The organism is Pengzhenrongella frigida (genome assembly GCF_004168625.1).
Taxonomy (GTDB): Bacteria; Actinomycetota; Actinomycetes; order Actinomycetales; family Cellulomonadaceae; genus Pengzhenrongella; species Pengzhenrongella frigida.
Map to the genome: position 1 here is coordinate 36,247 of NZ_SDWW01000009.1, position 14,576 is coordinate 50,822.

The 14,576-nt window shown below is 71.6% G+C and carries 15 protein-coding genes; 10 read left to right on the top strand and 5 right to left on the bottom strand.

The window, feature by feature from the left end:
* Positions 1-33 precede the first annotated feature (33 nt).
* Positions 34-666 (bottom strand): O-methyltransferase, encoded by a 633-nt coding sequence (locus EUA98_RS05340; protein ID WP_130101642.1) that lies wholly within the window; start codon positions 664-666, stop codon positions 34-36.
* Between the two features lie 180 nt (positions 667-846).
* On the opposite strand from EUA98_RS05340, the gene sigE reads away from it, so the two are divergent.
* The 7 genes from sigE to EUA98_RS05375 all read left to right on the top strand — a co-directional run bounded on the left by sigE (position 847) and on the right by EUA98_RS05375 (position 7,040).
* Positions 847-1,488: an RNA polymerase sigma factor SigE gene (gene sigE, locus EUA98_RS05345; RefSeq protein ID WP_130101643.1), complete on the top strand. Its 642-nt coding sequence runs from the start codon at positions 847-849 to the stop codon at positions 1,486-1,488.
* On the top strand, positions 1,485-2,477 hold the full coding sequence (locus EUA98_RS05350; protein ID WP_130101644.1) for an anti-sigma factor family protein: 993 nt from the start codon (positions 1,485-1,487) through the stop codon (positions 2,475-2,477). The genes sigE and EUA98_RS05350 overlap by 4 nt, the downstream gene beginning before the upstream one ends.
* Complete coding sequence (locus EUA98_RS05355) at positions 2,474-3,910, top strand: S1C family serine protease (protein WP_130101645.1); 1,437 nt, start codon at positions 2,474-2,476, stop codon at positions 3,908-3,910. Before EUA98_RS05350 ends, EUA98_RS05355 begins: the two co-directional genes overlap by 4 nt.
* A 21-nt stretch (positions 3,911-3,931) precedes the next feature.
* Positions 3,932-4,384, top strand: coding sequence for a twin-arginine translocase TatA/TatE family subunit (locus EUA98_RS05360; RefSeq protein ID WP_130101646.1), 453 nt, complete (start codon positions 3,932-3,934; stop codon positions 4,382-4,384).
* An 80-nt stretch (positions 4,385-4,464) separates the two neighbouring features.
* The gene (gene trpS / locus EUA98_RS05365) at positions 4,465-5,514 is read left to right on the top strand and encodes a tryptophan--tRNA ligase (protein WP_130101647.1); all 1,050 of its coding nucleotides are present in this window, start codon (positions 4,465-4,467) and stop codon (positions 5,512-5,514) included.
* The gene (locus EUA98_RS05370) at positions 5,514-6,104 is read left to right on the top strand and encodes a 2'-5' RNA ligase family protein (RefSeq protein ID WP_350339481.1); all 591 of its coding nucleotides are present in this window, start codon (positions 5,514-5,516) and stop codon (positions 6,102-6,104) included. The genes trpS and EUA98_RS05370 overlap by 1 nt, the downstream gene beginning before the upstream one ends.
* 9 nt (positions 6,105-6,113) lie before the next feature.
* Positions 6,114-7,040, top strand: coding sequence for a YihY/virulence factor BrkB family protein (locus tag EUA98_RS05375; RefSeq protein WP_130101649.1), 927 nt, complete (start codon positions 6,114-6,116; stop codon positions 7,038-7,040).
* A gap of 30 nt (positions 7,041-7,070) precedes the next feature.
* Here EUA98_RS05375 and EUA98_RS05380 read toward each other — a convergent pair whose 3' ends face one another.
* The 4 genes from EUA98_RS05380 to sdhC form a co-directional block, all read right to left on the bottom strand.
* Positions 7,071-7,841 (bottom strand): succinate dehydrogenase iron-sulfur subunit, encoded by a 771-nt coding sequence (locus EUA98_RS05380; protein WP_130101650.1) that lies wholly within the window; start codon positions 7,839-7,841, stop codon positions 7,071-7,073.
* A complete protein-coding gene (gene sdhA / locus EUA98_RS05385) occupies positions 7,841-9,748 on the bottom strand; it encodes a succinate dehydrogenase flavoprotein subunit (protein WP_130101651.1) in 1,908 nt (635 codons plus the stop codon). Before sdhA ends, EUA98_RS05380 begins: the two co-directional genes overlap by 1 nt.
* 64 nt (positions 9,749-9,812) lie before the next feature.
* Positions 9,813-10,277: a succinate dehydrogenase hydrophobic membrane anchor subunit gene (locus tag EUA98_RS05390; RefSeq protein WP_130101652.1), complete on the bottom strand. Its 465-nt coding sequence runs from the start codon at positions 10,275-10,277 to the stop codon at positions 9,813-9,815.
* Positions 10,277-10,657, bottom strand: coding sequence for a succinate dehydrogenase, cytochrome b556 subunit (gene sdhC / locus EUA98_RS05395; protein ID WP_130101653.1), 381 nt, complete (start codon positions 10,655-10,657; stop codon positions 10,277-10,279). Before sdhC ends, EUA98_RS05390 begins: the two co-directional genes overlap by 1 nt.
* Before the next feature lie 161 nt (positions 10,658-10,818).
* Here sdhC and EUA98_RS05400 point away from each other — a divergent pair, with 161 nt between their 5' ends.
* The 3 genes from EUA98_RS05400 to EUA98_RS05410 all read left to right on the top strand — a co-directional run bounded on the left by EUA98_RS05400 (position 10,819) and on the right by EUA98_RS05410 (position 14,510).
* A complete protein-coding gene (locus EUA98_RS05400) occupies positions 10,819-11,958 on the top strand; it encodes a mannose-1-phosphate guanylyltransferase (protein WP_130101654.1) in 1,140 nt (379 codons plus the stop codon).
* A 62-nt stretch (positions 11,959-12,020) separates the two neighbouring features.
* Complete coding sequence (locus tag EUA98_RS05405) at positions 12,021-13,253, top strand: amidohydrolase (RefSeq protein ID WP_434063479.1); 1,233 nt, start codon at positions 12,021-12,023, stop codon at positions 13,251-13,253.
* A 165-nt stretch (positions 13,254-13,418) separates the two neighbouring features.
* A complete protein-coding gene (locus EUA98_RS05410; RefSeq protein ID WP_130101655.1) occupies positions 13,419-14,510 on the top strand; it encodes a BMP family lipoprotein in 1,092 nt (363 codons plus the stop codon).
* Positions 14,511-14,576 lie beyond the last annotated feature (66 nt).

Consider the following 14,576-nt stretch of genomic DNA (forward strand, 5'->3'; position numbering starts at 1 on the left):
CGCAGCACCGGGCTCAGTTCGCCGGGACAGCCGTCAGCGGCGCACGCCGAGGAGCAGCCCGTCGCCCGTCGGGAGCATCCCGGACAGGACCCGCTCGTCCGCGCGCAGGGCCCGGCCGACCTCGCGGATGATCGTGGTGATCTCGTCGCGGCGCGCCGGATCGGCGACCCGGTCGTGCCAGAGCGCGTGGTCGAGCGCGACCACCCCGCCCGGTCGCAGGAGCCGCAGCGCCTGCTCGACGTACCCCGCACAGCCCTCGGGGTCCGCGTCGATGAACACGAGGTCGTACGCGCCGTCGGTCAGCCGGGGGAGCACGTCGTGGGCGCGACCGGAGATGGTGCGGGTCCGGGTCGACCGGATGCCCGCCTCGGCGAACGCCTCCTTCGCGGCCCGCTGGTGCTCCACCTCGACGTCGATCGTGGTGAGCACCCCGTCGAGCGGCATGCCGCGGAGCAGATACAGCGAGCCGACACCCGCACCGGTGCCGATCTCGACGACGGAGCGCGCCTGGGCGCTCGCCGCCAGGACGCTCAGCACCGCGCCCGAACCGGGCTGGACGGGGACGCAGCCGAGCTGGCTGGCCCGTTCGCGGGCCCGGAGGAGAACCTCGTCCTCGGGCAGGAACTCCTCGGAGTAGACCCAGCTCTGGGTCTTGTCGGTGGAGATGATGGCCTCCCGAGGCGTGTTTGCAGGTGGCAGGACGGTGCGGCGATGCTACCGCCGGAACAACAGCGGCGCCCGCGTGCGTTGTCACCACTCGTAGAAAGCCTCCGCACCTGGGAGACTTGCTCGAGCAATCCCCCCGACGAACCACCCTTGAGACCTGACGAGGAGCGAAACCGCGACATGGCCGTGGCCACGCCCGACCCCGCGTTGTCCCTGTCGAGCGCGCCGCCGTCCGCCGCTCCCGAGGACGGCGTCGTCGATCCGTGGACCCCACCGTCGTGGGAAGAGATCGTGCGGGAGCACTCCGCCCGCGTGTACCGGCTCGCGTACCGGCTGACCGGGACGCAGCACGAGGCCGAGGACCTCACCCAGGACGTCTTCGTCCGGGTGTTCCGGTCCCTGGGCGGGTACACCCCCGGGACGTTCGAGGGCTGGCTGCACCGGATCACGACCAACCTCTTCCTCGACCAGGTCCGGCGCAAGAAGCGGATCCGGATCGACGCGATCGGGGACGACGCCGAGCGCTACCCCGCGACCGGCGAGCTGCAGGACCCCGAGCGCGGCTTCGAGCACGCCAACCTCGACAACGACGTGCAGCGCGCGCTGGCCGAGCTGTCGCCCGGGTACCGGGCCGCCGTCGTGCTGTGCGACATCGAGGGCCTGTCGTACGAGGAGATCGCCGTCACGCTCGGCATCAAGCTCGGCACCGTCCGGTCCCGGATCCACCGGGCGCGCGCGCAGCTGCGGACCTCGCTCGCGCACCGTGCGCCGGGAGCCCTGCTGGCGGGTGACCTGATCGAGGACACGGTGACGCGGCCGTGACGCAGCATCTCGGGACGTGGGTGAGCGCGCTCGTCGACGGCCAGCTCGGTCCGGCGGCGACCGAGCGGGCGCTGGCCCACGTGGCGGCCTGCCCGGAGTGCGCGCACGAGCTCGCCGCGGCGCGCCAGGCGCGTCGCGTGCTGTCCGTCGTGCACGACGTCGCACCCGCCCCGGACCTGACCGCACGGCTGCTGGCGCTCGGTTCCTGCCCGCCGATGGGGCAGGGAGCCGGCCCCGCCCGGCCCGGTGAGCGCAAGCAGGTCGTCCCGCTCGGGCTGTCGGCCTACTCGCTGCCCGCGCGCGCGCTCAGTGGCGATCTCACGGCACGCCGCCGGCCGAGCTACCGGGTCGCGGTCGGCTCCCTCGCGTCGGTCGGCGTCGCCGTGATCGGCCTGTTCCTGATCGGCGACCAGCCGCCCGTGGTGCCCACGGCGCATCCGGCGGAGGTCCTGTCGATCCTCGGCCACGCCCGCGGGCCGGGCGAGACCGTCTCGGGCACCCTGGCGCCCGACCTCGCGGCGCAGGTCTCGACCGCCGCTGCTGGGGTCGGGGGATCGGGGCTGACCGAGGCCGACGTCCTCGCGTGGATGCGCGACGCCGGCTGGGCGTGCCCGACGGGCGTGCCGGGCGGCTACGAGATCACCGCGGCCCGGCTGACCGGCGACACCGACGAGCTCCTCGAGCTCGACCTCGCCGGACCCGACGGTCCGATCGTCGTGACGGAGGAGCGCGGTGTCCTCGACGCCGTGGCCCTCACGGGCACTCCCACCGAGGCGATCGGCGACCGGACGGTGTACGTGATCAACCGCCAGCCGTGGCACGTGGTCTGGCAGTCGGGCGACACGGTGGTGTCCGTCGTGTCGGAGGCCTCGACGGACAGCGTGGCGGAGCTTGTCGCCGACTTCCCGGCAGCTGGATTCGATGACGGCCTGCCCGCGCGGATCACGCGTGGCTGGGACACGGTGACAGGAGCATTCGCCCGCCCATGACCACTCCCGACCAGCCGGCCGTCCCCGCCGACCAGCCTGACCAGCGGCCCGACAGCCGGCCCAGCGACAACCCGTTCGCGCCGCCGTCCACGAGCCGATACGCGTCGACGCCGGCGACCTCGTCCCCGGGCCCGTTCGCGTCGGCGACGGCGCCGATCGCGATGTCCGCGCCCGCATCGGCGCACCGCCACGCGGTCTCCGGACCGCCGCCCGCCCTCGCGCCTGCGGGTGCCGGTACGGGTACGTGGGGCGCGCCACCCCCACCGTGGGCCGTCAGCGGCGACCCGCTCGCGGCTCCGGGACCCACGGATCGGCCGGGGCGTCGGCGGCGGCCTCGGCGCGCGCTCAGCGCGGTCTGGATCGGGCCGCTGCTCGTCCTCGCGCTGGGAGCCGGTGCGCTCGGTGGCGTGGCGGCCGACCGGGTGCTGGGCGACGGTCGCCTCGCGGACGCGGGCCTGCCCGTCACCGTCCTGTCGGGTGGTGCCACGCGACCCCCGGACAGCATCGCCGGGCTCGCCGCCCGGGTCCTGCCGAGCGTGGTCTCGATCCAGGTCGACAGCTCGCAAGGCACCTCGACGGGTTCCGGGCTGGTGCTGCGCCAGGACGGCTACCTGCTCACCAACAACCACGTGGTGGCGGCCGGGGCGGAGAGCGGCGCGCGGATCGTCGTGCTGTTCGCGGACGGCACCGAGGAGGAGGCGACCATCGTCGGGCGCACCGGGGACTACGACCTCGCCGTCGTCAAGGTCGAGCGGACCGGTCTGGTCCCGCTGGTGCTCGGCGACTCCGACGAGGTCGCGGTCGGCGACCCGGTGGTGGCCGTCGGCGCTCCGCTCGGGCTCGAGGGCACCGTCACGACCGGCATCATCAGCGCGCTGAACCGGCCGGTCTCGGCCGGCGACGCGACCGACATCGCCTTCATCAACGCGCTCCAGACCGACGCCGCGATCAACCCGGGGAACTCCGGCGGACCGCTCGTGAACGGCGCCGGCGAGGTCATCGGCATCAACTCCGCGATCGCGCAGCCGCCGGGCGCGGGCACGACCGCTGCCGGGAGCATCGGGCTGGGGTTCGCGATCCCGTCGAACCAGGCGCGGCGCACCGCCGAACAGCTGATCGAGACCGGCCAGGCGACCTACCCGGTCGTCGGCGTGCTGCTCGACCAGGGCTACGGCGGGGAGGGTGTGCAGGTCGCGACCGAGCCCCAGCAGGGGCAGGAAGCGGTCAGCTCGGGCGGGCCGGCGGACAAGGCCGGCATCCGGTCGGGGGACATCATCTTGTCGATCGACGGGCGACCGGTCACCGAACCGGACGAGCTCATCGTCGCCATCCGGGCGAAGGCCCCGGGCGAGACGGTCTCGTTGCGGGTGCGCACCGGGGACGAGCCCGAACGGGAGGTCAGGGTCGTGCTCGACGAGGCGACCAGCGAGTGACTTCGCGGGTAGCGTGACCTCGTGTTCGACATCAACGGCAGCGAGTTCCTCCTGCTGATCCTCGTGGCGATCGTCATCGTCGGACCCGAGCGCCTGCCGCGGTACGCGGCCCAGCTCGGTGCGTGGGTCCGCACGCTGCGTGGCTTCCTGCGCAGCGCCAAGACCCGGGTCGACGAGGAGCTCGGGGAGCAGGCGGGCGACGTCGACTGGACCGCCCTCGATCCCCGGCGCTACGACCCGCGCCGGATCGTCCGCGAGGCGCTGCTCGACGATCCGCCGCCGCCGGCCGTGAACCCTGCGGCCCGCACGTACACGTCCCGGGTGCGCCCGGCCGCCACTGGTGCCGCCGCCACCGGTGCCGCCACTGGTGTCGCCGCGACTGGTGCCGGCGACGCGGCGGTGGCCGGGGCCGCAGCAGGCTCGGCGGCCGACGGCCCCGCGGTCGGCGCACCGTTCGACGACGAGGCGACCTGACCGCACGTCCCGGGCGCCGGAGCGCCCGCGGAGCAGGCTTCGCGGTCAGAACACCCCGACGCACCTGCCAGAATGGTCCGATGTCCTCCGCGTTGAACTCTCCGACGCCTGCCGTGCGCCCCCGCCTGTTCTCCGGGATGCAGCCCACGTCGGACTCCCTCCACCTCGGCAACTACCTCGGGGCGCTGACCCAGTGGGTGGCGCTGCAGGAGACCCATGAGGCGCTGTACTGCGTCGTCGACCTGCACGCGCTGACGGTCTCGCCCGACCCGGCCGTGCTGCGGCACCGCACCCGGAGCACCGCGGCGCAGTACCTGGCCGCGGGGGTCGACCCGGAGCGGTCGATCCTGTTCGTCCAGTCGCACGTGGCCGCGCACGCCGAGCTCGCCTGGTTGCTCAGCTGCCAGACGGGGTTCGGCGAGGCCGGCCGCATGACGCAGTTCAAGGACAAGTCGGCCAAGCACGGCGCCGAGGGCACCTCGGTGGGCCTGTTCACCTACCCCGTGCTGATGGCGGCCGACATCCTGCTCTACGACACGCGTCTCGTCCCGGTCGGCGAGGACCAGCGTCAGCACCTGGAGCTCTCGCGGAACCTGGCGCAGCGCATGAACACCCGGTTCGGGGCGGGCACCGCGATCGTCCCGGAGCCGCACATCGTCGCCGCGACGGCGAAGATCTACGACCTGCAGGACCCCACGTCCAAGATGAGCAAGTCGGCCGCCAGCCCGAACGGGATCATCGAGCTGCTGGACGACCCCAAGGTCGTCGCCAAGCGGATCCGATCCGCGGTCACGGACACCGGCCGCGAGGTCCAGTACGACCCCGAGGCGAAGGCCGGGGTGTCGAACCTCCTGACGATCTTCTCGGCACTGACCGGCACCGCCATCGCGACCCTCGAGGCCGACTACGTCGGCAAGGGCTACGGCGACCTGAAGAAGGACCTCGCCGAGGTCGTCATCGACTTCCTCGCGCCGTTCCAGGCGCGGTTCACCGGCTATCTCGACGACCCGGACGCGCTCGACGACATCCTCGCCGACGGGGCCGAGCGTGCCCGGGAGATCGCGGCCACGACGCTGGCCCGGATGTACGACCGGGTCGGGCTGCTCCCCGCGCGCGGGCGCCGCTCGTGATGCTGCCGGATCGGGTTGGCGACCAGATCCGGATCGGGGTCGCGATCACCGTGCCCGAGCCCTACGGGTCGGTGCTCCAGCACGCTCGGGAGCGGTTCGGCGATCCGCTCGCCAACGAGATCCCCCCGCACATCACGCTGCTGGGCCCGACGGTCGTCGAGCCGGCCGCGCTCGACGCCGTCTCGGACCACCTCGCGCAGGTGTCGACCTCCGGGCGACCGTTCGTGCTGCACCTGCGCGGGACGGGCACGTTCCGGCCGATCTCGCCCGTGGTGTTCATGCAGGTGGTCGAGGGAATCGCGGAGTGCGAGCAGCTCGAGTCGATGGTCCGCTCGGGGCCGTTGACCCAGGACCTGCGGTTCAACTACCACCCCCACGTCACGGTCGCGCACGAGGTGCCCGACCCGAACCTGGACACGGCGTTCGACGAGCTCGCGACCTTCGAGGCGCGCTTCGTGGTCAGCGGCTTCCAGTTCTACGAGCACGGCGACGACAACGTGTGGCGCCCCGTGCGGGACTACCTGCTCACCGGCTCGAACACGCGACCGCGGACCACCGCGAACGAGGCAGCGAGGCCAGGCATCTCGTAGGGTCGTCCGATGACTCGACCGCCCTGGCTCGACGGCATCGTTGCGCGCGCGAAGGCGCTGCTGGCGTGGTGGGAGCGGACGCGGCCGGCGCGGGCCAACGCCCGGTTCGGCGCGGTGGGCGGGGGCGTGCTCACGGGCGGGATCGCCTACAGCGCACTGTTCTCGGTGTTCGCCGCCCTGACGATCGGCTTCACGGCGTTCATGGCCGTGCTCGGCGGCAACGAGACCTTGCGCCAGAACGTCCTCGACACCCTGGCGGCGTCGCTCCCCGGCCTGATCGACACCGGTGACGGCAAGGGACTCGTCGAGCCCGACGACCTCGTGCTCAGCGTGGGGCTCAACGTGACGGGTCTGATCGCCGTCGTCGTGCTGCTGGTCAGTGCGACCGGTGCCCTGGCGGCGTTGCGCTCCGCGGTGCGGGCGATGTTCGACGTCGGCGGTTCGAGCGGCAACGTCGTGACCTCCAAGCTCCGGGAGCTGGCGGGGTTCTCCGGGCTTGCCCTGGCCGTGCTTGTGTCCACGATCCTGACCTTCGGGGTCACCGCCGCGGCCGACTGGCTCCTCGCTCTGGTGGGCCTGAGCGACGGTTCGGGTTTCCTGGTGCGGGGTCTGGGGCTGGTCGTGGCGTTCGGCGTGGACGTGGCGGTCTTCATCCTCGTCGTCGTCGTGCTGGCCGGCGTCCGGCCGCCGCGACGCGACCTGCTGACCGGCGCGACCATCGCCGCCACCGGGGTCGGCGCCGTCCGGCTGCTCGGCACGAGCGTCGTGGCCGGGAGCGTGGGGACGAACCCGTTGCTGGCGTCGTTCGCCGTGATCGTGACCCTGCTGATCTGGGTGAACCTGATGGCGCGGATCGTGCTGCTGGCGGCGGCGTGGACGGCAGACCCGCCCGCGCCGCGCGGTCACAGCGAGGCGGCGGTCCCGGCGCGCGACTGATCAGTGCGCGTGATCAGAGCTCGCGACTGATCAGAACGCGCGCGTGATCATCGCGCGCTTGACCTCCGCGATCGCCTTGGTGACCTCGATGCCGCGCGGGCACGCCTCGGTGCAGTTGAAGGTCGTCCGGCAGCGCCAGACCCCCTCCTTGTCGTTGAGGATCTCCAGCCGCTGCGCGGCGCCCTCGTCGCGCGAGTCGAAGATGAACCGGTGCGCGTTCACGATCGCCGCCGGCCCGAAGTACTGCCCGTCCGTCCAGAACACCGGGCAGGACGTGGTGCACGCGGCGCACAGGATGCACTTGGTGGTGTCGTCGAACCGCTCGCGCTGCGCCGAGGACTGCAGGCGCTCCTTGGTCGGTTCGTTCCCGGTGGTGATGAGGAACGGCATGATCTCGCGGAACGAGGCGAAGAACGGATCCATGTCGACCACGAGGTCCTTGATCACAGGCAGGCCCTTGATCGGTTCGATCGTGATCGGCTTGTCCGGGTTGAGGTCCTTGAGCAGCGACTTGCACGCGAGCCGGTTCTTGCCGTTGATCCGCATCGCGTCCGACCCGCACACCCCGTGCGCGCACGAGCGGCGGAACGTCACCGAGCCGTCGAGGTCCCACTTGACCTTGTGCAGCGCGTCGAGGAGCCGGTCGGTGCCGTAGGCCGTGACCGTGAACTCCTCCCAGTACGCCTCGGCGCCCGTGAGCTCCGGGGTGAAGCGGCGGATGCGGAGGGTCACGTCGAACGACGGGACGGCGCCGAAGGCGCCCGAGGTCTCGGGCGCGTCGGTGGTTGCTGTGGTGGCCATCAGTACTTACGCTCCATCGGCTCGTACCGGGTCACGACCACGGGCTTGTAGCCCAGGACGACGTCGAAGGTGCCGGGAGCGCTCGCGCCCGGCCCGCCCACGGACTCGACCGGATCACTGCCGGTCGCCGTCGGGCCGGCTGCCGTCGCGCCGGCTGCCGTCGGTCCCGCTGACGTCGCGGTCGAGACCGCGGCGGGGGCGACCTGGCCGAGCGGCCGGCGGTAGGCCATCGTGTGCTTCATGTACCCCGCGTCGTCGCGCAGCGGGAAGTCCTCGCGGAAGTGCCCGCCGCGGGACTCCTGGCGGTTCAGCGCCCCGACGACGACGACCTCGGCCACGTCGAGCAGGAAGCCCAGCTCGAGCGCCTCGAGCAGGTCGGTGTTGAACGCCTTGGACTTGTCCTGGACGCTCACGGTCGCGTACCGCACCTGCAGGGCGTGCACGTCGGCGAGCGCCTGGCGCAGCGAGGCGTCCGTGCGGAACACCTGCGCGTTGGTGTCCATGGTCTGCTGCAGCTCGCGGCGCACGTCGGCGACGCGTTCGCCGGTCGGGCGGGTCCGCATCTCCTCGAGCTCGGCGACCACGCCGACCTCGGGGTCGTCCGGCAGGTCGACCCAGTCCGCGCCGATCGCGTACTCCGCCGCGGCGACCCCGGCACGCTTGCCGAACACGTTGATGTCCAGCAGCGAGTTGGTGCCCAGCCGGTTGGAGCCGTGCACGGACACGCACGCGCACTCGCCGGCGGCGTAGAGGCCGCCCACGGTGTCGGTGTTGTTGCGGAGCACCTGGGAGGTGATCGTGGTCGGGATGCCGCCCATGGCGTAGTGCGCGGTCGGGTAGACCGGGATCGGCTCCGTGTACGGCTCGATGCCGAGGTAGGTGCGCGCGAAGTCCGTGATGTCCGGCAGCTTCGCGTCGATGTGCGCCTTCTCGAGGTGGGTCAGGTCGAGCAGGATGTAGTCCTTCTCGGGACCGGCGCCCCGACCGTCCCGCACCTCGTTGGCCATGGCCCGCGCGACGATGTCCCGCGGCGCGAGGTCCTTGATCGAGGGTGCGTACCGCTCCATGAAGCGCTCGCCGTCGCCGTTGCGCAGGATGGCGCCCTCGCCGCGCGCCGCCTCCGACAGCAGGATGCCGAGCCCGGCCAGGCCGGTCGGGTGGAACTGGAAGAACTCGAGGTCCTCGAGCGGGATGCCGCGGCGGAAGGCGAGCGCCATGCCGTCCCCGGTGAGGGTGTGCGCGTTGGACGAGGTCTTGAAGATCTTGCCCGCGCCGCCGGTGGCGATGATGACCGACTTGGCGCGGAAGAGGTGGATCTCGCCGGTGGCCAGCTCGTAGGCGACCACCCCGGAGACCTTGACCTCGGCGCCGTCGGGCACCTCGCCGCCGGTGAGGTCGTCCGAGAGGAGCACGTCGAGCACGTAGAACTCGTTGAAGAACTCGACGTCATGCTTGACGCACTGCTGGTAGAGCGTCTGCAGGATCATGTGGCCGGTGCGGTCCGCGGCGTAGCAGGACCGCCGCACGGCCGCCTCGCCGTGGTTGCGGGTGTGCCCGCCGAACCGGCGCTGGTCGATCTTGCCCTCGGGCGTGCGGTTGAACGGCAGGCCCATCTTCTCCAGGTCGAGGACGGCGTCGATCGCCTCCTTGGCCATGACCTCCGCGGCGTCCTGGTCGACGAGGTAGTCGCCACCCTTGACGGTGTCGAAGGTGTGCCACTCCCAGTTGTCCTCCTCGACGTTGGCGAGGGCGGCGCACATGCCGCCCTGCGCGGCACCCGTGTGCGAGCGCGTCGGGTAGAGCTTGGAGATCACGGCCGTGCGCGTGCGCTTCGAGGACTCGAGCGCCGCGCGCATCCCCGCGCCGCCGGCACCGATGATGACGACGTCGTACTGGTGAGTCTGCATCTGTGGTCGATATCTCCTGAGGCGGGGTGGATCGGGGCCGACGACGGGGTTCGGGCGCGGTCGGTCAGGTGGAGCAGAACGAGGGCAGCAGGTCCGCGGGAGCGCCGGCCGGGCACGGGTCGAAGGTGAAGATCACCAGCGTGCCGAGCGTGACGACGACGATGAAGGCCGCGTACAGCGCGAGCTTGAGCACCAGTCGGAGCCCGTCCCGCTCGGCGTAGTCGTTGACGATCGTGCGCACACCGTTGGTGCCGTGGATCATCGCGAGCCAGAGCATCACGAGGTCCCAGCCCTGCCAGAACGGGTTGGCCCACTTGCCGGCGACAAAACCGAAATCGATGGCCTTGATGCCTTCGCCGGCCACCAGGTTGACGAACAGGTGCCCGAAGATCAGCAGCACGAGGATCGCCCCGGACGCCCGCATGAACACCCACGTGTACAGCTCGAAGTTGCCGCGGGTGGTCCTGCGGCGCCGGTAGGGCGCTCCCGGATCGGCGATCGCGGCCGCGCCCTGGGTCTGCGCGCTCATCACTCGCCTCCGAACACGTGCATCAGGTGACGCGGCAGGAACCCAGCCATCGTCACGACGAAGAGGCCGACGACGATCCAGAGCATCACGCGGTGGTACTTCGGACCCTTCGCCCAGAAGTCCACCAGGATGAGGCGGATGCCGTTGTAGGCGTGGAACACGATGGCGGCGACGAGGCCGGCCTCGGCCAGACCCATGACCGGGTTCTTGTACGTGCCGATGATCGCGTTGTAGGTCTCGGGGGACAGTCGCACGAGCGACGTGTCGAGCACGTGCACGAGCAGGAAGAAAAAGATCATCACTCCGGTCACGCGGTGCGCGACCCAAGACCACATGCCTTCACGGCCGCGATAGAGCGTGCCGGCGGGAGCGCTTGGCACTTCGAGCCTCCTACAGGTGCGAGGTCGGACGACGCCGTCCGGGGTTTTGCCCACTGTAGACACGTGGGCCCCGTTCCCGGGCGAGCCGCCGCGTACAGGCCCTTCGTCCTAGGTCGATTGTGACCAATACCACACCCCGGCAGGTCACTACCCTTACCTCCATGACAGCAACTCTCGACGGTCCGGTCCCTGGCTTCTACGCGGTCATTCCCGCAGGTGGGGCGGGCACCCGCCTGTGGCCGCTGTCGAGGTCGGGCGCGCCGAAGTTCCTGCTCGACCTGACCGGGTCGGGCCGGAGCCTGCTGCAGGCGACCGCCGACCGCCTGACCCCCCTCGCGGAGCCCGGCGGGGTGCTCGTCGTCACCGGCCAACGGCACGTGCAGGCCGTGCGCGCGCAGCTGCCCGGCGTCGGTGCCGGGGAGGTCCTGGCCGAGCCGTCGCCGCGCGACTCGATGGCCGCGATCGGGCTGGCCGCGGCCGTGCTGGCCCACCGGCACGGCGGCGACGTCGTGCTCGGCTCGTTCGCCGCGGACCAGGTCATCCACGGCACGGCCGCGTTCGAGCGGGCCGTGCGCGAGGGCATCGAGGCCGCGCGCGCCGGGTACGTCGTCACGGTCGGCATCGCGGCGGCGCACCCCTCGACCGCGTTCGGGTACGTCCGGTCCGGCGCCTCGCTCGAGCTGCCCGGTGCGCCGACGGTGCGCCACGCGCTCGGGTTCACGGAGAAGCCGGACGCGGCGACGGCCGCCGCCTACCTCGCCACGGGGGAGTACCGCTGGAACGCGGGGATGTTCGTCGTGCGCGCCGGGGTGCTGCTCGACCACCTCGCCGAGCAGCGACCGGCCCTGCACGCCGGGATCCGCACGCTCGCGGCGGCCTGGGACACCCCGGACCGCGAGCAGGTCCTCGCGCAGGTGTGGCCCGGGCTCGAGAAGATCGCCATCGACCACGCGATCGCGGAGCCGGTGGCCGCAGCGGGCGGGGTCGCCGTCGTGCCCGGGGACTTCGGCTGGGACGACATCGGCGACTTCGCCTCGCTCGGCAGCCTGCTGCCAGCGCTCGGCGGTGGTGCCGACGACGGCGCGCGCGTGCTCGGCGACGCCGCGTCGGTCGTGCGGCTCGACTCCTTCGGTTCGCTCGTGGTGCCGGGTACTGACCGCATGGTCGTGGTCCTGGGGCTCGACGACGTCGTGATCGTCGACACGCCTGACGCGCTCCTGGTCACGACCCGGGCGCGCGCGCAGCAGGTCAAGGACGCGGTCGACGCCCTGCGGGCGCGCGGGCGCGACGATCTGCTGTGACGCCATCACCGGGGATGAGCGCGGCCGACGACCGGTCTCGCGAGGTGGCTAGGCTCGCGAGCGTGCCAGCCGACGTCGCCCAACTGACCGAGCTCGTCACCGCGCTCAGCGCGGAGCTCATCGAGATCCGCCGCGACCTGCACGCCCACCCGGAGATCGCCCGCACCGAGCAGCGCACGACCGGCATAGTGGTCGATCGACTCGTGGCCGCCGGACTAGCGCCGCGCCGCCTGCCCGGGACCGGGTTGGTGTGCGACATCGGCCCGGGACCGGCCACGAGCGGCCATCGCCGCATCGCCCTGCGGGCCGACCTCGACGCCCTGGGGCTGCAGGACTCCTGCGGCCTGCCCTGGCGCTCGACGGTGCCCGGGGTGGCGCACGCGTGCGGCCACGACGTCCACACCACGATCGTGCTCGGCGCCGGCCTCGTGCTCGCCGAGCTCGCGGCGCGGGGCCTGCTCACGACCGGGGTCCGGCTGATCTTCCAGGCGGCCGAGGAGGTCCAGCCCGGCGGGTCGCTCGACGCGATCTCGGCGGGCGTGCTCGACGGCGTCGGGCAGATCTTCGCCGTGCACTGCGACCCGAGGGTCGACGTGGGCTACATCGGCACCCGGATCGGGCCCATCACGTCGGCGTCCGACGAGGTCACCGTGACCCTCACCGGGGCGGGTGGGCACACGTCCCGCCCGCACCTGACGGGCGACGTCGTCTTCGCGCTCGGCCAGGTCATCACCCAGGTGCCCGCCGTGCTCGGGCGGCGCCTCGACCCCCGCTCCGGGGTGAACCTCACCTGGGGCGCGGTCCAGGCCGGGACGACCCACAACGCGATCCCGGCGAGCGGATCGGTGCGCGGCACGCTGCGCTGCCTCGACGTGCGCGCGTGGGAACGCGCCTCGAGCGTGTTCCACTCCGCGGTCGAGCAGGTCCTGGCGCCGTACGACGTCGACGTCGAGGTGCGCCACCAGCGGGGCGTGCCACCGGTCGAGAACGCTGAGCGCTGCACGGCGACGCTCGAGACGGCCGCGCGGGACATGCTCGGGGCGGACTCCGTCCTGCTGACCGAGCAGTCTCTCGGGGGCGAGGACTTCGCGTGGTACCTCACGCGGGTTCCCGGTGCGATGGCGCGGCTCGGGACGAGGACACCGGGCGGGTACACCCACGACATCCATCAGGGCGACCTGCAGATCGACGAACGGTCGATCGACATCGGCGTCCAGCTGCTCACCCGGGCGGCACTGACCGCACGGGACGTGCCGCCCATGCCCAGGGTTGCCACGAACATTCCGAATCCATAACGTTCGGCAGTGTTACCGCTTAGTAGCGCGAGGTCGTCACATCCGCCCACTAATGTGCCAGGTACATCAGTCGGCCAGTTTTGGCGGGGGGTTCGCAACGATGCGAACTGTCCCGCTGAGAACCCCTGGACCGGCTCGGCGTCTACAGAGCAACAGGAGTACGACGTGAAGAGAATGACGCGAGTCGCAAGTCTGGCGGCTGTCGCCGCCCTGGCACTGACGGCGTGTTCGAGCGCGCCCGAGGAGGAGACCACCACTGCCGAGGAGACGAGCGCTGCCACCGATTTCACGGCGTGCATGGTCTCGGACTCGGGTGGCTTCGAGGACAAGTCGTTCAACCAGTCCGGTGCCGAGGGCCTTGACCAGGCGGTCGCAGACCTGGGGATCGAGGAGATCAAGGTCGAGTCCTCCGCGGAGACCGACTTCACCCCGAACATCGACAGCCTCGTCCAGCAGGACTGCAACCTCATCATCGGGGTCGGCTTCCTCCTCGAGGACCCGATCCAGGCGGCCGCCGAGGCCAACCCGGACATCAACTTCGCGCTCGTCGACAGCTCGTTCTCCGCGCCGGACTTCTCCCCGCTGACGATCGACAACGCCAAGCCGCTCCTGTTCAACACGCAGGAGGCGTCCTTCCTCGCCGGCTACGCCGCCGCGGGCATGTCGAAGACCGGGACGGTCGCCACGTTCGGCGGCATCCAGCTCCCGTCCGTCTCGATCTTCATGGACGGCTTCGCCGACGGCGTCGCGCAGTACAACACCGACAGCGGCACCGCGGTCAAGGTCCTCGGCTGGGACAAGGCGGCCCAGACGGGCTCCTTCACCGGTGACTTCGAGAACCAGGCCAACGGCCAGAACCTCGCCCAGGGCTTCATCGACCAGGGCGCGGACGTCATCATGCCCGTCGCCGGGCCGGTCGGGCTCGGCGCTGCCGCGGCCGCCAAGGCCGCCGGCAACGTCATGATCGTGGGCGTCGACGCCGACTGGTTCGACACGGCGCCGGACTACTCCGACATCATCCTGACCTCGGTCATCAAGAAGATCGGGCAGTCGGTCGTCGACGCCGTCACCCAGGCCGTCGAGGGCAACTTCTCCAGCGACCCGTACGTGGGCACGCTCGAGAACGGTGGCGTGGACATCGCGCCGTTCCACAGCTTCGAAGCCACGGTCCCGGCCGAGCTCGTGACCAAGCTCGACGAGCTCAAGGCCTCGATCATCTCGGGTGACCTCGTGGTCGAGTCGGAGAGCCAGAACTAGCAGTACACCTGCAACCACGGTGGCCCGGGCAGCACCCCTGCCCGGGCCACCGTCGTTGCGTCTGCC